Here is a 16,943-nt window from a genome sequence, read left to right on the forward strand (position 1 = left end):
GCACCTCCCTCGTGGGGACTCTACCGGGAATACCGCTCTCCCTCCCGCCGCGATCAGCCGGCGTCGGGGTGCTCGGCGACGTGGCTGGGAAGGTCCTCGAGCAGGCGCTGGGCGACCGCCGCGAGGTGTGCACCGGTCTCCTCGAGGTGACGGCGCAGCAGCACCGGATCGGGCAGGGAGGTCCCCTCGCGATCCAGCCTTCCCCTCTCGGCCACCAGCGGGTCCAGCTGCTCCGCCCGCTCGGCGTCCTGCCCGCCGAGACGCTCGAGCGCGGTCCACACGTTCAGCGGCAGCGCTCGGCGCCGCTCGCGATTGGCGCGCGAGACCAGCACCCCGGCTCCGCGCAGTGCGGCACGATGGATCAGCTCGAAGGCCGCGCGCGGATCTGCCTCGAGCTGAGACCGCCCCTGGCGCAGCAGCTCGCGGGCGCGTTCGAGGTCCGCCTGATCCTGATCCAGGCGAGCCAGGCGCAGACGCAGGGCGCGGGTGCCGGCGCCGATCGGTGCCGGGGCTCCTGCTCGGCGGGACATGGTGCGCGTCATCGCTCTCCTCCTCCGTGGGCACGGGGCGCTCTCTGCGTGGATTCGATGAGGGGAACGCTATGCGTAGGGGCCGACAGACGAGGCGGGTCCATGGACGAGGTGGACGAGCACGGGATGGGGAGGAGCGGTCGCTGCGTCGCCGGCGGTCTCACGGATCTCCGCGGTCCCCGTGCTCCCCGCGGTCTTCTAGAGTGGGCCGATGCCCCGTCGCGACCGCTCGCGCCGCGCTGCCTTCACGCGGCTCGGCCCCCTCGACACCTCGATCCCCGTCTCCACCGGGACCGCACGCCTGACCCTGGAGAACGACGGCTCGGTGCTGCTGGACGTCAACGGGGTCCCCTCATCCCACCTGCATCCCGATCCCGAGCACCTGGTGTTCGAGTACATGCGCTGGATGCTGCTGGTGATCGACCGTCACCTCGCGGAGCTCCCGGCACCGCAGGGCCCTGGCACCACGGTCGCGCCGGGCGGCACCCCGGCCCCCGCGCCCCAGCTCGCGCACCTGGGCGGGGGCGGCTGCTCCCTGCCACGGGCGATCGCCGCCCGCCATCCGCGCACCCGGCAGACCGTGGTGGAGATCGATGAGCTGCTCGCCCAGCAGGTGCGGGACTGGTTCGACCTCCCCCGTTCACCACAGCTGAGACTGCGCATCGAGGATGCGCTCAGCGCCCTCGCCTCCTGGCGCGAGGATCGATTCGACGTCCTGGTCAGGGACGTCTTCAGCGGGATGGTCACGCCTGCGGAGCTCACCACGAGGGAGACGGCCGCCCACGCCGACCGGGTGCTGCGCGAGGGCGGGATCTACCTGGCCAACTGCGCGGCACCGCCGGGCAGCGGCCTGTTGGCGGACGAGGTCGCCACCCTCTCCGCCGTCTTCCCGCACATCGGCGTCATCGCCGAGCCCGCCCACCTCTCGGGCAAGAGGCGGGGGAACTGCGTCCTGCTCGCCTCCCGGCGTCCGCTCCCCGCGGGCATCGACCGCGACCTGCGCTCCGATGCGGTCTCGGTGCGTCTGGCGAGCCAGCCCCGGGTCGAGGCGCTCGCCCGTGCCGGACGCGTGCTGCGCTCCTGCTGAGAGCACCCGGTGAGATCACCCGGGGAGCGTGAGCGACCCGGACGACGACGGACCGGGCAGGAGCGCATTGCTCCTGCCCGGTCCGTGATGCTGACGGAGGTGCCGTCGATCAGACGGGGCGAACCTGCTCGGCCTGAGGCCCCTTGTCGCCCTGGCTGACCTCGAACTCCACGCGCTGACCCTCGTCGAGGGCGCGGTAGCCGTCCATGTCGATCTTGCTGTGATGCACGAAGACGTCTGCGCCGCCTCCGTCGATCTCGATGAATCCGTAGCCCTTTTCGGCGTTGAACCACTTGACCGAGCCCTGTGCCATACCTGTCACCTTCTGTGTCGTCCTTCATCGATCGCACGACGCGATCGCGGTGCCGCGTGAAGCCGTCCCCCGCCGGAGCGGGTGGCGTCAGGTGCAAGCCGTACTGCTGTGCCGAGGCACCGTCGTCGGACTGTCCTGCCGGACCTGCATCACCGCAACGACTCCATTCTGTCATGACCGTGGCCCGGTTCACACGGAGTTGCTCATGACTGGATCACGAAGAGATAACGAACTGCGGTCGATCCGGGCCCTCGCGCCCACGGACCGCTCCGCACCGGCGCTCACAGCGGCGGGGGATCCTCCGGGGAGTCGCCGTCGTGATCGGCGAGGAAGCGCTCGAAGTGCTCGCCGATCTCGTCGGCCGTCGGGAGGTCCATCGTGGTCGCGAGCGGCGAGGAGTCCTCGCTCTCGCCCACCGAGTCGTACTGCTCCTCGAGCGCACCCACGATCTGACGCACCTCCCCGTTCTGCTCGAGGGACCCCTGCAGCGCCACCGTGGCGGCATCGGTGAGGTCTCCGAGGTGGACCAGCGGGAGATCGAGCTCCGCCGCCTCGCTGACCCGCCGCAGCAGGGCCAGCGCGCCGGCCGGGAAGTCGGTCCGGGCCAGGTAGTGCGGGATCTGGGCGGCATAGCCCATCGCGGGATGACCGGCCCGGCCCAGCCGGTGCTCGAGCAGTGTGCTGAAGGCCGCCGGGATCACCAGCTCAGGGGTCCCCTCCTCCCCGAGATCGGGAGCGGTCCCGGGGGCCGGCGTCGCCCCGGCGCCCGGACGGCCCAGCAGGGAGGGGTCGTTGGCATGCGCGAACAGACCGATCGGGCGGGTGTGGGGCACGGCCATGGGCACCCCCTGCATGCCGACCACTCGTTCGACGTCGAAGTACTCCACGAGATCGATCAGGGCCTCGGCCAGGCGGCGCCACTGCAGGTCCGGTTCGGGCCCGTCGAGGAAGAGGAAGGGCCGGTCCTGCTCGTCGTACATCAGCGAGAGCGTGAGCTCGGGGACCTCCACGTCCACGAAGGAGGTGCCGTCGAAGGTCGCGTGCGGGCGGGCGCCGCGATAGTCGAGCAGCTCGTCGGTGTCGAAGGAGACCAGGCGCAGGTGGCGCAGCTCATCGCGCAGATAGGTGGCGGCGATGCGGCAGGCATTGCCGGCATCGACCATCCCCGGCAGGGCATGCACCAGCGTGAGCCCGGAGCGCGGAACCGCCTCCAGGACCTCGGTCGACTCGAACCGATACAGATCGCGAGGGTCTCGCATCGTGGCTCCTCCCTCGCGGCCGATTGGACGTGGATCACCTGATGGCGCGCGCACCCAGGCCCGTCCACCATAATGGACCACCGTGCTTCGCCGATCCGGGGTCCGCCGGAGACGGGCACTGCATGACGACGCACCGGGTGAGAGGCAGGGCCGTGGACGACGCTGAGGAACAGATCGCCCGGGAGATCGCACGTGAACAGACGTACGCCGACCGTCTCTACCGACGGCTGGATGAGCTGATCGCCCAGGTCGAACGCAATCTCGAGACGATCCAGGGATCACAGCACGCCTCGACCCATCAGAACCGCTCCGAGCGCGATTCCTTCATGGCACTGTACGAGGACCGTCTCGCGCTGCTGCGCTCCGTGTCCCGGAGTCTGGTCTTCGGTCGTCTCGACATGGACGACGCGGCCCGTCACTACATCGGCCGCATCGGCCTGTTCACGCCCGAGCGGGAGCAGCTGCTGGTGGACTGGCGCGCCCCCGCCGCGGCCGCGTTCTACCGCGCCACCAGCACCGACCGGCTCTCGGTCCGGCTGCGGCGGCACCTGATCAACCGGGGCCGCACCGTCTCCGGCCTCGAGGACGACGTCCTGGACCCGTCCGTGCTCGCGGACCCCGACCACGATGCCGTGCTCCAGGGCGAGGGTGCGCTGCTCGCCGCCGTCTCCGGGAAGCGCACCGGGCGGATGGGCGACATCGTGGCGACCATCCAGGCCGAGCAGGACCGCATCATCCGCTCCGAGAACCGCGGCGTGCTGGTGGTCCAGGGAGGGCCCGGCACCGGCAAGACCGCCGTCGCCCTGCACCGGGCGGCGTACCTGCTCTACACCCACCGTCGGCGGCTGGAGCACACGGGCGTGCTGATCATGGCCCCCACCCCGGGCTTCCTGCGCTACATCGAGCGAGTGCTGCCGAGCCTCGGCGAGTCCGGAGTCGTGATGCTCACGCCCGGCGAGCTGTTCCCCGGGGTCGAGACCTTCCTGCACGACGAGGACGCGACCGCGCGCCTCAAGGGCGACATCTCCATGGCCGAGCTCCTCGGCCGAGCCGTCAGGCAGCGTCAGGTGATCCCGCAGGCCGACGTCGAGCTGCGCATCGACGGCACCCCGATCACCCTCACCCGGGACGCGGTCCGCGCCGCCCGGCGCGAGGCCCGAGCGTCCCACAAGCCCCACAACGCCGCCCGTGCGGTCTTCGTCCGGGCGGCGATGGACCGCCTGGTGGAGAGCTATGAGAAGTCCCTGCGCACGCAGGGCCACACCGTCATCCCGGAGGATCGCCCGGACCTGCTCTCGGATCTGCGCCACGACCCCGAGATCAAGCGCCAGCTGAACCGGGCCTGGCTCCCCTACACCCCGCAGGGCTTCCTGCGGATCCTGTTCTCCCGTCCCGAACGGCTGCGGGAGGCCGCCCCCCGGTCGCTGGCCGCCCAGGTGGACCTGCTCGTCCGCCCCAAGGACTCCCCCTGGACGGTCGAGGACGTCCCGCTGCTGGACGAGGTCGCCGAGCTGCTCGGCGAGGACGATGCGCCGACCGAGGCCCGGGCCCGGGACGATGCCGAGCGCCGACGGTCGGAGGTCGAGTACGCCCGCACGGTGATCGAGAACATCGACACCTCGGGGATCATCCGTGCAGAGGACCTCGCCGACCAGGTCAGCCACATCCGCGACGGCCGGACCCTGGCCGAGCGCGCCTCCTCGGAGCGGAGCTGGACCTACGGGCACGTGGTGGTCGACGAGGCGCAGGAGCACTCCCCCATGAGCTGGCGGGCCCTCATGCGACGGGCCCCCACCAAATCGTTCACGGTGGTGGGAGACGTCGCCCAGACCTCCTCCGCCGGCGGCACCGACTCCTGGACCGCCGCACTCTCCCCCTACATCCAGGATCGGCTCCAGGTCGAGCGCCTCACGGTCAACTACCGCACGCCGAGCCGGATCATGGATCGCGCGGTGGCGATGGCGCAGGCCCACGAGCTGCCGGTGACACCGGTGAGCTCCGTGCGGGAAGGCGACCGGGGCCCGCTGATCGAGCGGGTCGCAGCCACCGGGCTCGCCGCAGGCACCGCCGCGGCGGTGGTGGCGGTGCACGGGGAGCGACTGGGACGGATCGCGGTGATCGCCGCGCAGGAGCGACTCGACTCCCTCGTCGGAGGCCTGCGCGCCCGGGAGACCCTGCCGGCCATCGGTGTGGGCTCGGCGGGCGTGGACGACGAGATCGCGGTGATGACCGCTCAGGATGCCAAGGGGCTCGAGTTCGACGCCGTGGTGATCGTGGAGCCGGCGGAGCTGATCGACGCCCATGGCGCCGGCGACCTGTACGTGGCGATGAGCCGCTCCACCCAGCATCTCGGCCTGGTCCACGCCCGGGAGCTGCCTGCCGGCATCGCGGAGTGAATGCTGGGGGGCCAGGGCGGCGACCGCCACCCCGGACCGCGATCGGCGGCCGTGGCTTCCCCTCCACGACCGCCGATCAGATGTGCGCTGCATGAGCGCACGAGGCATATCTTATGCACATCCACCGATGCCCTCGCACCACATCCGAGATGTGGCGCGATCTCACCCGCGCCTCGTGTGAGCGGACACCTCTCGCGCCGTGGCGGACAGCCTCAGAGGCTCGGCTCCGCTGCCGGGTCCCCGCCCTGCGGCATCTCCGCACGCAGCCGTGCGATCGCCGCCTCGAAGTCCTCGAGGGAGTCGAAGCCCCGGTAGACGCTCGCGAAGCGCAGATAGGCGACCAGATCGAGCTCCTGCAGGGGCTGCAGGATCGCGAGGCCGACCTGATGGGCGTCGATCTCTGCCAGGCCGCTGGAGCGGATGCTCTCCTCCACCCGTTGGGCGAGCATCGCCAGCTGATCATCGCTGACGGGACGCCCCTGGCAGGCCTTGCGCACCCCGGAGATCACCTTGGCCCGGCTGAACGGCTCGCTGACCCCGGAGCGCTTCAGCACGGAGAGGGAAGCGGTCTCCGCCGTCGAGAAGCGTCGGGAGCAGTGGGGGCACTGCCGCCGACGACGGATCGTCGCGCCGTCGTCGGACGTGCGGGAGTCGACGACGCGGGAGTCGGGATGGCGGCAGAACGGGCAGTGCATCCGCCCAGAATACCGGCCACTCCCCGGCTCAGCGGGCCGCATCCTCCAGGAACGGCAGCTGGATCTCCTGACCGGCCGTGACGCGGCCCGTGGGCAGCTGGTTGTGCACGCGCACCTCGGTGATGAACTCCTGTGCACTCACACCCTCCGGCGCGTACTGCTCGGCGAAGCCCCACAGGGTGTCGCCGGCCTCGACGGTGACCGTCACCGGCTGCTCGCCCCCGGTCCCCGCCAGTGCGGGCAGATCCACCGACAGCAGCACGGCAGCGGCGACGAGCAGGCCGAGGACGAAGGCGACCGCGGTGATCAGCAGGCGCCCGCGGCGGGTCGGCTCGAGTCGAACGCGCGCTCGAGGAGCGCCCTCACGACGAGGCGTGCCCGGCGACGAGATGGGAAGGACCGTAGCGATCTCGGTACGCATATCCGAACTCCTGTTCGATCGAATGTATGTGCGACTGTAACCCGGGCCGCTCGCGACACGCAACAGAAACCTCGAACACATGTTTGGCTTCCGGGGTGTCCCGCTCTACCCTGGGTGACAGGACAACGGAACCGCACGGGTCCGACAGACGACGCCAGGAGGCCGCACGATGACGCCGAGCACCCCCCAGCCGATCCCGCTCCGCGGCGAGGCTCCGGCGGATGAGCGCACCGCGGGCCTCACGCGTCGTCAGCGGCTGATCCTGGAGACGATCAACGAGGCGGTGGCCGCGCACGGCTACCCGCCCACCATGCGCGAGATCGGTGATGCGGTGGGGCTGACCTCCTCGTCATCGGTCGCCCATCAGCTGCAGTCGCTCGAGCGCAAGGGGTTCCTGCGTCGCGACCCCAAGCGACCGCGCGCGATGGAGGTGGTGATGCCCGACACGGACGACGCCCCGGCTCCGCCGTCCTCCGCGCCGGAGCCCGAGATCATCCCGAACTCGGTGACCGTCCCCCTGGTGGGGCGGATCGCCGCCGGTGTCCCGATCACGGCCGAGGAGCACGTCGAGGACGTCTTCACCCTCCCCCAGCGGCTGGTGGGCGATGGTGACCTCTTCCTGCTCCAGGTGGTCGGGGACTCGATGATCGACGCCGCCATCTGCGACGGGGACTGGGTGGTCGTGCGTTCGCAGAGCACGGCGGAGAAGGGCGAGATCGTGGCCGCGATGATCGACGGCGAGGCGACCGTGAAGACCTTCGTGCAGCGCGATGACCACGTCTGGCTGATGCCCCACAATCCGGCCTTCGCCCCGATCCTCGGCGATCACGCCGAGATCCTCGGCAAGGTCGTGGCGGTGCTGCGGGCCGTCTGAGCAGCCCTGGCTGCCCTCCGGGCGGCTGCCGGCGCTCCGTTGTCCGCGCTGTCAGCCGTCCGCGAGACGGCGCAGCGCCGCCAGGGCGATCTCCGGGTCCGTGGTCGGCCACAGCGGCGGCATGGACTCCCGCAGGAAGCTCCCGTAGCGCGCCGTCGCCAGGCGCGGGTCCAGCACCGCGACCATGCCGCGATCCTCGTCGGAGCGGATGAGGCGCCCGGCACCCTGGGCGAGCAGCAGTGCGGCGTGCTGTGCCGAGATCGTCATGAAGCCGTTGCCGCCATGGCGTCCGATCCGCTCCTGCCGGGCCGCGGTCAACGGGTCATCCGGGCGGGGGAACGGGATCCGGTCGATGGTGACCAGCCGCAGCGATCGCCCCGGGACGTCCACGCCCTGCCACAGGGTGAGAGTGCCGAAGAGGCTCGCGTCCTCGTCCTCGCGGAAGGTGCGCACCAGATTCGCCATCGAGTCCTCTCCCTGCACGGCGATCGTCAGATCCAGCCGGGCGCGCACGTGCTCGGCCGCGAGCTCCGCGCCGCGGCGCGAGGAGAACAGGCACAGCGCTCCGCCCCGGGAGGCCTCCACCAGCTCGGTGAGGTGATCCAGCATCGCCGGGGAGGGCCCGTCCCGGCCCGGCTGCGGCAGCTGTCTCGCGGTGTAGAGGATGCCCTGGCGCCGGTACGCGAAGGGGCTGCCCACATCGAGCCCGGCCCATGCGCTGGTGTCCGCTCGCGGCGGCAGCTCGTCCTCGGCGATCCGGTCCCGGCGGGCCAGGCCCACCTCCCCCGCCGCCGGTTCGAAGCGGCCGCCGAGCGCGAGGGTCGCGGAGGTGAGCACCGTGGTGCGCTCCTCGAGGATCGCCCCGCGCATGGCCGCCGCGACGCTGAGCGGCGCGACCTGGATGCTGGAGCGGCCGGTGGCCGGGGAGTGCGAGATCGAGACCACGTCATCCTCGCCCGGAGAGGCGAGGCGTTCGCAGACGTCGATGATCTCCTGCAGGTTCGCCCGGACGGTCTTGCGGGCCCCCGCGGAGGTGTCGTCGCCCGCGTCCTTCGCGTCGGAGTGCGCCGTGCGCGCCTCGACCCGCAGCTGGGTGACCGCGTCGTCGAGACGCTCGGGCAGCTCGCCGATGACCCGCCCGTCGGGAGCGAGCTCGAGGGACTCGCGCAGCTCCTCGGAGGCGTCCTCCAGAGCGGTCCCGGCCACGCCGAGCCCGCGCAGGTCGCGGATGGTGCCACGCAGCATGCCCGGGGTTAGCACGTCGGTGACGGCACCGGTGACACGGGTGGAGAGGTCATGCGCCTCATCGAAGACGACGACGTCGTGGTCGGGGATGATGCCGTGGTTGTCGAAGGCGTCGATGGCGAGCAGCGCATGATTGGTCACCACCACGTCGACCTCTCGCGCCAGGTCCCGGCTGCGCTCGGCGAAGCAGTCCTCCACCATCGGGCAGCTGCTGCCGATGCACTGGGTGCCGGTGACCGAGACCTGCCGCCATGCGCGGTCGGAGACGGCGTCCTCGAGGGAGTCGCGGTCCCCGCTGTCGGTCTCCTCGGCCCATTCGCGCAGGCGCCGCACCTGCTGCCCCAGTCGCTCCCCACCTCCGCGGGCAGGATCCGCCGTGGCCTCCGCGAACAGCGCGCCGGGTTCGATGTCGACCGGGTAGCCGCCGGCGATCTTGTGCTTGCACAGGTAGTTCGCCCGTCCTTTGAGGAGCGCGAAGGTGGGGGTGCGGGGCAGCTGCGGGGCGAGCGCCTCGACCAGACGCGGCAGATCCTTGCGGACGATCTGGGTCTGCAGCGCGATGGTGGCGGTGGAGACCACCACCGGTCGACCGCTGACCAGGGCGTGGCGCAGGGCCGGGACGAGATACGCGAGGGACTTGCCGGTGCCGGTGCCGGCCTGCACCAGCAGGTGCCGACCTCCGGACATGGCCAGGTCCACCGCCTCCGCCATCGTCTGCTGGCCCTCGCGAGGTGCCCCGCCGATCGCCGTCACCGCAGCATCCATCAGGGTGGACAGTGGGATGTCCCCCGCCGTGGGAGCGACGGGGTGGGTGGACGGAGCGGTCATCCGCTCAGGGTATCCGCGCCGTGGCCGCGCACCGCTCAGGACGCGCTGCGCAGCTCGGCGGCGAGCGCCGCATCCACCCGAGCACGGAGGTGGGTGCCCTCCATCAGGTGCTCCTCGGCGAGCACCTCGCCGGTGGTGTGGACCCGGGAGATCAGGTCCCCGCGGGAGTAGGGCACCACCAGGTCCACCTCGACGGCGGGACGGGGCAGCCGCTCGGCGATCAGATCGCGCAGCTCCTGGAGCCCCTGGCCGGTGCGCGCGGAGACCACGACGCTCTCCTCGACCTGGCTCCGGATCCGGGCGATGGTCTCGGGTTCGGCGAGGTCGGCCTTGTTCAGCACCACGATCTCGGGCACGTCGAAGCCCTCGAGCTCGCCGAGCACCGTGCGCACCGCGGTGATCTGACCCTCCGGGTCCGGATGGGAGGCATCGACCACATGCAGCAGCAGGTCGGAGTCCCCGACCTCCTCGAGGGTGGAGCGGAAGGCCTCGACCAGCTGCGTGGGCAGGTGTCGCACGAAGCCGACGGTGTCCGCGTAGGTGAACTCCCGGCCGTCCGGCGTGCTGGAGCGCCGCACGGTCGGGTCCAGGGTCGCGAACAGGGCGTTCTCGACCAGCACCCCGGCGCCGGTGAGCCGATTCAGCAACGAGGACTTCCCCGCGTTGGTGTAGCCCGCGATCGCGACGGCCGGGATCTGGTGACGTCTGCGGTCCGCACGCTGGGCGTCGCGGCCCGGGGTCATCGCGGAGATCTCGCGGCGCAGCTTGGCCATGCGGTCACGGATCCGCCGACGGTCCAGCTCGATCTTCGTCTCGCCCGGTCCGCGGGACCCCATGCCGGCGCCGGCACCGCCCACCTGGCCGCCGGCCTGGCGGGACATCGACTCGCCCCAGCCGCGCAGTCGCGGCAGCAGGTACTCGAGCTGAGCGAGCTCCACCTGCGCCTTGCCCTCGCGGGACTTCGCATGCTGGGCGAAGATGTCCAGGATCAGCGCGGTGCGGTCGATGACCTTGACCTTGACGATGTCTTCGAGGGCGCGGCGCTGGCCGGGTGCCAGCTCACCATCGGCGATCACGGTATCCGCACCGCTGGCGGCGACCATCTCGGCGAGCTCCGCGGCCTTGCCCTTGCCGAGGAAGGTCGCCGGGTCCGGATGCGCACGGCGCTGCAGGACCCCGTCGAGCACCTCGGAGCCGGCGGTCTCCGCCAGCGCGGCGAGCTCGAGCAGGCTGGTCTCGGCCTGCTCGGCGTTGCCGGACGTGAACAGGCCGGCGAGGACCACGCGCTCCAGCCGGAGCTGGCGGTACTCGACCTCGGTGACGTCCTCGAGCTCGGTGGACAGGCCCGCGACACGACGCAGCGCCTGCCGGTCGGCCAGGTCGTACTGCTCGCCGTCGGCCTCGGAGCCGTAGGTGGCGGCAGAGGGGGAGGCGTCGCCGCGGGCGAGGATCCGTGCGGTCAGCGGGTCGCGGGCGGGTCCGGGCCGGTCCGTACTGCGCGAGCTCTCCACGGCCCCGGTTCCTTCCGCGCTGGTCCCGTCGACGTCGGCGTCGGAGGCGGGTTCGGGATGGAAGGCGATGGGCACGGTCGGGGCACTCCTCGGGTGGGGGATACGAAGGTCTCCAGAGTCCCACGTCCCGGCACGGGGGTCGAGGGATTTTGCGCTGGGCGGAGCGGAGGGCACCGGCCGCGCCGCACCCGGAGCACCCTCGGGCTCCGTATCCTGCTCGGGTGGACGAGCACTACTTCACCCCCTCCCCTGCGACCGACGACCGCCGTTTCCCGTTGCGCGTGCGCCTGGCCGGCCATGACCTCGACCTGGTCTCGAGCGCCTCCGTGTTCAGCGGACGCGGCCTGGACAAGGCGACCGCGGTGCTGCTGGACCGTCTCGACGAGCTCGCCGTCCCGCCGCCCGGGGCGACGATCGTGGACCTCGGCTGCGGCTGGGGCCCGATCGCCCTGACCGCCGCGCTGCTGCATCCGGGATCGCAGGTGTGGGCGGTCGACGTCAGCGAGCGTGCCCGGGAGCTCACGGCGGAGAACGCCCGCCGCGCGGGCCTGACCAATGTGCGGGTCCTCGCGCCGCAGGAGGTGCCGGAGGCTCTCGCACCGGAGGCGATCTGGTCGAACCCACCGATCCGCATCGGGAAGGAGGCACTGCGCTCACTGCTGCAGGAGTGGACCGGGCGTCTGGCCCCCCAGGGCACCGCGGCGCTCGTGGTCGGCAAGAACCTGGGGGCCGATCCGCTGGCCCGCTGGCTCGGCGAACAGCTGCCCGACCGTCCGGTCGCGAAGGTCGCCAGCGCGAAGGGGTTCCGGGTGATCGAGGTCGGGCCCGCCGGCTGAGAGCCCGCGCCGCGGCCCCGATCAGCAGGTGCTCACACCAGGGTGGTGCCGTCCGCCACCAGCTGGGCCGGCCCGGTGAGCAGCACCTCTCCCTCTGCGGACCAGCCCACCTGCAGCCTCCCGCCCGGCACGTCGACGGTCCACGGCTCGCGCGAATCGTCCCCGCCGCGCCGCGCCGCAGCGACCGCGACAGCGGCCACCCCGGTCCCGCAGGAGCGGGTCTCCCCCACCCCGCGCTCGTGCACCCGCATCGCCACGTGCCGGGGACCTCGCTCGCTGACCAGTTCGATGTTCGCCCCGCCGGCCGGTTCGGGGTCCAGGGCCGGGCGTCGGCTCAGGTCGAGCTGCTCCAGCACGATCCCCTCCGGGAGGAAGGCCACGGCATGAGGGTTGCCCAGGTCGACGTCCGTCGCGGGCAGCTGCTGACCGGCGATCTCGACCGTGCGGGCCTCGGGCGTGCTGCGGGAGGTGCCCATGCCCACGCGGACGCTCCACGGCCGGCCCGGGCTGGTGGGGCGGTCGAGGATCTCGACGGTGCGCACTCCGGCACGGGTGAGGATCGCGAAGCGCTCGTCGGCGACGTGGCCTGCCCGCTGCAGGTGCGCGGCGAGCACCCGCACCCCGTTGCCGCACATCTCGGCGATCGAACCGTCGGCGTTGCGGTAATCCATGAACCACTCCGGGGCGTCCGGCGGGGCATCGATCCCGGCACTGCGGGACCGGACTGCGCGGATCACGCCGTCCCCGCCGATGCCCGAGCGGCGCTCGGCGAGCCCGGCCACGGTGGCCGCGTCGAGCGTGAGGAGGCCCTCGGGGTCGTCCAGCACCACGAAGTCGTTCTCGGTGCCGTGCCCCTTGGTGAAGTCGATGCGCTCGCTCATGGCACCGAGCCTACGACGACTGCCCGCTGCCCCTCGCGACCGCGACCTCGATCTGCGCCAGCGCCCGATCCACGAGCCCCGGCCCAGCGTCGGCCGCGAGCCAGTGGACCCGCTGGTCGCGACGGAACCAGGTGTCCTGCTTGCGCACCAGGCGCCGGGTGCCGGCGATCGTGTCCTCGATCGCCTGCTCACAGCTCAGGGCGCCGTCGAGCACCGCGAGGCCCTGCTCGTAGCCGATCGCCCGGCGCGCCGTGCGCCCCTCGTCCAGGCCCAGCGCCCGCAGGCTGTGGATCTCCTCGAGCAGGCCCTGCTCGACCATCCGGTGCACGCGCGCCCGGATCCGCTCGTGCAGCAACGGACGGTCCAGGCGCAGACCCAGCTGCACGGTGGTGGGGTCGTGGTGGTGGGGTCGGGGCAGGAAGGCCGTGAACGGGCGGCCGGTGAGCTCCCGCACCTCGAGCGCACGCACGATGCGGCGGGCGTCGTGGGAGCCGATGGTGCGCGCGGCCTCGGGGTCGGTGTCCCTGAGCTGCCGGTGCAGGGCCTCAGCACCCTCCCGCTCGGCCTGCTCCTCGAGGCGGGCGCGGACAGCGGGGGCCGTCGGCGGGAACTCGATCTCGTCGAGGGCGGCGCGGACGTACAGCCCGGAGCCGCCCACCAGGATCGGGACCCGGCCCCGGGAGCGGATCCCGGCCACCGCGTCGCGGGCGTCCCGCTGGAAGGCGGAGACGCTCGCCTCCTCGGTCACCTCCAGCACGTCCAGCAGGTGGTGGGCGATGCCGCGACGCTCGCGCGCGGTGACCTTGGCGGTGCCGATGTCCATCCCCCGGTACAGCTGCAGTGCGTCGGCGTTGACGACCTCGCCGTCCAGTCGTTCGGCCAGCGCGATCGCGAGGTCGGACTTGCCGGTGGCGGTCGCGCCCACCACCGCCACCAGCGGCACCTTCGCGCCCGTCGCGGCGGCGGTGGGCGGTGCGGCGGGGGCGTCCATGGCAGGCATGGTATCGGCGTCCTGGCCGGCACGGATCCGTCCGTCCGGCGGAGCGTCAGCGGGATCACGACGGCCACCGCGGCCGTTCCGACGCCGAGGGAGTAGGGTGATCGGCGATCCGGGCCCCGGATCCTCATGGACCCCTGTACCGAACCCCCGAGGTGGGAAGTGACTGCACCGAACGAGTCCCCTGTGCAGACGGGCACGGACTCCGCCGACGAGTTGGCCCCTCTGTCCCTGTCCAGGGTCGAGGAGAGCCTCGCGCGGCACGGCTACGCCTTCGTCGAGGACGAGGAGCATCCGGAGATCCTGCGCGCGCGCTTCGACGACTACCGATTCCAGTTCATGATCTCCGGGGATGAGCACGGCGTGCTCCAGACCCGCGGGCGCTGGAGCCACTCGGTGGATGTCTCCCGCAAGGTCGAGATGGTCAAGCTCTGCAACGAGTGGAACATGAACCGGATCTGGCCGAAGGTCTACGTGCGCCGCGAATCCGAGGGACTGCTGGGCGTCTACGGCGAGCTCGCCGCGGATTTCCGCGCCGGTGCGCTGGATTCCCAGATCGACAATGCGATCACCTGCGGGCTGAGCACCGTGATCGCCTTCTTCCACAGCCTCGAGGAGCGCCTCGGCGCGGAGCTGGACGACCTCGACAGCTGAGGGCCCGCGACCGTGGCCCCGTTCCTGGCACGAGCTCGGCGGCCACCCCGGGCGGCCCCGCCACGTCCCGGAGGTGCGGCCGCGGAGCGTTGCTGGAGGTCCCGGGTCAGCGCGGGCGCAGTCCCGGCATCCCCAGCGTGATCGGTCCGCTGGGCGCTGCGCCGCCGGTGCCGCAGGAGCTGCCGGCGTCCCCTCCCGGCGCGCCCGCCTCCCAGGCGTCGCCGGAGCGGGTGCGCCGCACCGAGTAGCGTTCGCTGCCGGGGCGGCCGGCCGGTTCCAGCGCGCTGTCGGCGATCAGGTAGTGCGGTGCGGCATACGTGACGGTTGCCGTGACCAAGTCGCCGGGGCGCGGGCGCTCCGTCCCGGTGATCCCCTCGGGCAGCGAGAAATGGACCAGTCGGTGGTCGCGGGCCCGGCCCGAGAGGCGGTCGGTGCGCGCATCCCGCGTGCCCTCCCCCTCGGCGACCAGGATCTCGACCGGCCGGCCCTCGAGGGCGAGGTTCTCCTCATGGGTGATGCGGTCCTGGAGCGCGGTCAGGCGCTCGAAGCGCTCCTGCACGATCTCCTTGGGCAGCTGGCCCTCCATCGTCGCCGCCGGGGTGCCGGGCCGGATCGAGTACTGGAAGGTGAAGGCGCTGGCGAAGCGCGAGGCCTCGACGACCTCGAGCGTCCGCTGGAAGTCGTCCTCCGTCTCCCCCGGGAAGCCGACGATGATGTCGGTGGTGATCGCCGCCTCCGGGATCCGCTCCCGGACCCGGTCCAGGATGCCCAGGAACTTTCGGGACCGGTAGGAGCGCTTCATCCGGCGCAGCACGTCGTCGCTGCCCGACTGCAGCGGCATGTGCAGCTGCGGCATCACGTTCGGGGTCTCCGCCATCGCGTCGATGACGTCGTCGGTGAACATCGCCGGGTGCGGGGAGGTGAAGCGCACCCGCTCCAGGCCGTCGATCTCGCCGCAGGCCCGCAGCAGCTTCGCGAAGGCGCCGCGGTCCCCGAACTCCACGCCGTAGGAGTTCACGTTCTGCCCCAGCAGCGTGACCTCGATGGCTCCGGAGTCGACGACGTCCCGCACCTCGGCGAGGACGTCCCCGGGACGGCGGTCCTTCTCCTTGCCCCGCAGCGAGGGCACGATGCAGAAGGTGCAGGTGTTGTTGCAGCCCACCGAGATGGAGACCCAGGCGGCGTAGGCGGATTCGCGCCGCGTGGGCAGGGTGGAGGGGAACACCTCGAGGGATTCCAGGATCTCGGCCTGGGCCTCGGCGTTGTGCCGCGAGCGGTCCAGCAGCACCGGGAGCGAGCCGAGGTTGTGGGTGCCGAAGACGACATCCACCCAGGGTGCGCGCTCGACGATGGTGTCCCGGTCCTTCTGGGCGAGGCAGCCGCCGACGGCGATCTGCATGCCGGGATTGGCGTCCTTGCCGGGCCGCAGCGATCCGAGGGTGCCGTACAGCTTCTTGGCCGCGTTCTCGCGCACCGCACAGGTGTTGAACACGATGACGTCGACCTCGCCCCGGCGGGCGTCGGCCTCCGCCGGGGCGGCGACGTAGCCGGAGTCCTCGAGCATGCCGGTGAGGCGCTCGGAATCGTGGACGTTCATCTGGCAGCCGAAGGTGCGCACCTGGTAGGTGCCGCGAGGTCGGGGAGCGGCGCCGTCGATACGGGGATCCGGCGCCGGGTGCGGGGCGAGCGAGCTGAAGGACATAGTGAGGCGAGTTTACGGCGCTGAGCCCGTCGACACCTCCGCGGCGGTGCGCAGTTCGCCGGAGATCACGTGGACGGCGAGGGAGCCCGGGTATCCCTTGCGGGTCAGCAGCGCGTCCAGGCGCCGTGAGAGTCGCCGACGGTGGGTGCCGTCGCGTTCGCTGCGGAGCTGCTCCCGGTCGCGGTGCCCGATGCGGGAGCGCACCAGTTCCCGGCAGCGCCGTTCCTCGTCCGTGTCGCCGCCCAGGGCGGCATCGATCCACTGCGCCTCGACCTGCTTCGTCTCGAGCTCTCGGCGCAGGGCCGCGTCACCGAGGGCCCGGAGTTCACGGCGCTGCTGCACCCAGTCCCGGGCGAAGGTCTCGTCGTCGATCAGGCCTGCCCGGTCGAGGCGGGCCATCGCCTCGTGGGCGATCGCGCCGGGCACCTCGCGCTGCCGGAGCCGTTCCCGCATCTCCCCGGCGGACCGACGCCGGGAAGCGAGCAGCCGCATCAGGTATCGACACTCGTGGACCACGGCCTTCTCCTGCGCGGCTCGCTCCGGGTCCGGGGCCGGTCGCGGCGCTTCGAGGATCTGCCGGGTGCGGTCGGCGAGGCGCGCGGTGACATCCCCGGTTCCGGCGCTGCCCGAGGGCGACCCGGACACAGCGGCGCCGGCGGCGGGGACCACCGCCTGGTCGTCGGCGCCGCCGGCGCGGGGAGACGGGGACATCGC

Annotated in this window: 16 protein-coding genes; 5 read left to right on the forward strand and 11 right to left on the reverse strand. The window is 72.1% G+C overall.

The annotated features are described in order from the left end of the window. Positions 1–53: 53 nt before the first annotated feature. Positions 54–542 carry a hypothetical protein gene (locus tag ACHUEU_RS03500; RefSeq protein WP_394214509.1) on the reverse strand — a complete coding sequence of 163 codons (489 nt, stop codon included), beginning with the start codon at positions 540–542 and terminating at the stop codon, positions 54–56. Positions 543–741: 199 nt separating this feature from the next. On the opposite strand from ACHUEU_RS03500, the gene ACHUEU_RS03505 reads away from it, so the two are divergent. After that, positions 742–1,617: a spermidine synthase gene (locus tag ACHUEU_RS03505; RefSeq protein ID WP_394214510.1), complete on the forward strand. Its 876-nt coding sequence runs from the start codon at positions 742–744 to the stop codon at positions 1,615–1,617. A 109-nt stretch (positions 1,618–1,726) separates the two neighbouring features. Here ACHUEU_RS03505 and ACHUEU_RS03510 read toward each other — a convergent pair whose 3' ends face one another. Further along, positions 1,727–1,930, reverse strand: coding sequence for a cold-shock protein (locus tag ACHUEU_RS03510; protein ID WP_096799793.1), 204 nt, complete (start codon positions 1,928–1,930; stop codon positions 1,727–1,729). Between the two features lie 281 nt (positions 1,931–2,211). Next, complete coding sequence (locus ACHUEU_RS03515) at positions 2,212–3,189, reverse strand: proteasome assembly chaperone family protein (protein WP_394214511.1); 978 nt, start codon at positions 3,187–3,189, stop codon at positions 2,212–2,214. Positions 3,190–3,341: 152 nt separating this feature from the next. On the opposite strand from ACHUEU_RS03515, the gene ACHUEU_RS03520 reads away from it, so the two are divergent. Then, on the forward strand, positions 3,342–5,585 hold the full coding sequence (locus ACHUEU_RS03520) for a HelD family protein (protein WP_394214512.1): 2,244 nt from the start codon (positions 3,342–3,344) through the stop codon (positions 5,583–5,585). Positions 5,586–5,797: 212 nt separating this feature from the next. Here ACHUEU_RS03520 and nrdR read toward each other — a convergent pair whose 3' ends face one another. Continuing rightward, complete coding sequence (gene nrdR, locus ACHUEU_RS03525; RefSeq protein WP_394214514.1) at positions 5,798–6,280, reverse strand: transcriptional regulator NrdR; 483 nt, start codon at positions 6,278–6,280, stop codon at positions 5,798–5,800. 28 nt (positions 6,281–6,308) lie between these two features. Further along, complete coding sequence (locus tag ACHUEU_RS03530; RefSeq protein ID WP_394214515.1) at positions 6,309–6,701, reverse strand: LysM peptidoglycan-binding domain-containing protein; 393 nt, start codon at positions 6,699–6,701, stop codon at positions 6,309–6,311. A gap of 169 nt (positions 6,702–6,870) precedes the next feature. On the opposite strand from ACHUEU_RS03530, the gene lexA reads away from it, so the two are divergent. Beyond that, positions 6,871–7,575, forward strand: coding sequence for a transcriptional repressor LexA (gene lexA / locus ACHUEU_RS03535; RefSeq protein WP_394214516.1), 705 nt, complete (start codon positions 6,871–6,873; stop codon positions 7,573–7,575). 51 nt (positions 7,576–7,626) lie between these two features. On the opposite strand, the gene ACHUEU_RS03540 is transcribed toward lexA, so the two are convergent. Next, positions 7,627–9,648 carry an ATP-dependent DNA helicase gene (locus tag ACHUEU_RS03540; protein WP_394214517.1) on the reverse strand — a complete coding sequence of 674 codons (2,022 nt, stop codon included), beginning with the start codon at positions 9,646–9,648 and terminating at the stop codon, positions 7,627–7,629. 35 nt (positions 9,649–9,683) lie between these two features. Then, positions 9,684–11,234, reverse strand: coding sequence for a GTPase HflX (hflX, locus tag ACHUEU_RS03545; protein WP_394214518.1), 1,551 nt, complete (start codon positions 11,232–11,234; stop codon positions 9,684–9,686). A 146-nt stretch (positions 11,235–11,380) separates the two neighbouring features. Between hflX and ACHUEU_RS03550 the strand changes: the two genes are divergently transcribed. Continuing rightward, positions 11,381–11,995 carry a class I SAM-dependent methyltransferase gene (locus ACHUEU_RS03550; RefSeq protein WP_394214519.1) on the forward strand — a complete coding sequence of 205 codons (615 nt, stop codon included), beginning with the start codon at positions 11,381–11,383 and terminating at the stop codon, positions 11,993–11,995. A gap of 32 nt (positions 11,996–12,027) precedes the next feature. On the opposite strand, the gene dapF is transcribed toward ACHUEU_RS03550, so the two are convergent. Together dapF and miaA are read right to left on the reverse strand one after the other, a co-directional pair. Then, positions 12,028–12,876 (reverse strand): diaminopimelate epimerase, encoded by an 849-nt coding sequence (gene dapF / locus ACHUEU_RS03555; RefSeq protein WP_394214520.1) that lies wholly within the window; start codon positions 12,874–12,876, stop codon positions 12,028–12,030. A 10-nt stretch (positions 12,877–12,886) separates the two neighbouring features. Then, entirely contained in the window at positions 12,887–13,867 is a 981-nt protein-coding gene (gene miaA / locus ACHUEU_RS03560) for a tRNA (adenosine(37)-N6)-dimethylallyltransferase MiaA (RefSeq protein ID WP_394214521.1), read from the reverse strand. A 168-nt stretch (positions 13,868–14,035) separates the two neighbouring features. Between miaA and ACHUEU_RS03565 the strand changes: the two genes are divergently transcribed. Then, positions 14,036–14,527: a YbjN domain-containing protein gene (locus ACHUEU_RS03565; protein WP_394214522.1), complete on the forward strand. Its 492-nt coding sequence runs from the start codon at positions 14,036–14,038 to the stop codon at positions 14,525–14,527. A gap of 106 nt (positions 14,528–14,633) precedes the next feature. Here the strand turns inward: ACHUEU_RS03565 and miaB are convergent, their stop codons facing one another. Both miaB and ACHUEU_RS03575 read right to left on the reverse strand, forming a co-directional pair. Then, on the reverse strand, positions 14,634–16,229 hold the full coding sequence (gene miaB, locus ACHUEU_RS03570; RefSeq protein WP_394214523.1) for a tRNA (N6-isopentenyl adenosine(37)-C2)-methylthiotransferase MiaB: 1,596 nt from the start codon (positions 16,227–16,229) through the stop codon (positions 14,634–14,636). 12 nt (positions 16,230–16,241) lie between these two features. Then, positions 16,242–16,940: a regulatory protein RecX gene (locus tag ACHUEU_RS03575; protein WP_394214525.1), complete on the reverse strand. Its 699-nt coding sequence runs from the start codon at positions 16,938–16,940 to the stop codon at positions 16,242–16,244. Positions 16,941–16,943: the final 3 nt, after the last annotated feature.

This window comes from Brachybacterium vulturis (genome assembly GCF_043641765.1).
GTDB classification, from domain to species: Bacteria; Actinomycetota; Actinomycetes; order Actinomycetales; family Dermabacteraceae; genus Brachybacterium; species Brachybacterium vulturis_A.

Bases quoted from the DNA above. Each gene is read 5' to 3' on its own strand.
- ACHUEU_RS03510 (WP_096799793.1), bottom strand. From the start codon at position 1,930: ATGGCACAGGGCTCGGTCAAGTGGTTCAACGCCGAAAAGGGCTACGGA.
- dapF (WP_394214520.1), bottom strand. From the start codon at position 12,876: ATGAGCGAGCGCATCGACTTCACCAAGGGGCACGGCACCGAGAACGAC.
- ACHUEU_RS03540 (WP_394214517.1), bottom strand. From the start codon at position 9,648: ATGACCGCTCCGTCCACCCACCCCGTCGCTCCCACGGCGGGGGACATC.
- miaB (WP_394214523.1), bottom strand. From the start codon at position 16,229: ATGTCCTTCAGCTCGCTCGCCCCGCACCCGGCGCCGGATCCCCGTATC.
- ACHUEU_RS03530 (WP_394214515.1), bottom strand. From the start codon at position 6,701: ATGCGTACCGAGATCGCTACGGTCCTTCCCATCTCGTCGCCGGGCACG.
- nrdR (WP_394214514.1), bottom strand. From the start codon at position 6,280: ATGCACTGCCCGTTCTGCCGCCATCCCGACTCCCGCGTCGTCGACTCC.
- ACHUEU_RS03515 (WP_394214511.1), bottom strand. From the start codon at position 3,189: ATGCGAGACCCTCGCGATCTGTATCGGTTCGAGTCGACCGAGGTCCTG.
- lexA (WP_394214516.1), top strand. From the start codon at position 6,871: ATGACGCCGAGCACCCCCCAGCCGATCCCGCTCCGCGGCGAGGCTCCG.
- ACHUEU_RS03575 (WP_394214525.1), bottom strand. From the start codon at position 16,940: ATGTCCCCGTCTCCCCGCGCCGGCGGCGCCGACGACCAGGCGGTGGTC.
- miaA (WP_394214521.1), bottom strand. From the start codon at position 13,867: ATGGACGCCCCCGCCGCACCGCCCACCGCCGCCGCGACGGGCGCGAAG.
- ACHUEU_RS03505 (WP_394214510.1), top strand. From the start codon at position 742: ATGCCCCGTCGCGACCGCTCGCGCCGCGCTGCCTTCACGCGGCTCGGC.
- ACHUEU_RS03500 (WP_394214509.1), bottom strand. From the start codon at position 542: ATGACGCGCACCATGTCCCGCCGAGCAGGAGCCCCGGCACCGATCGGC.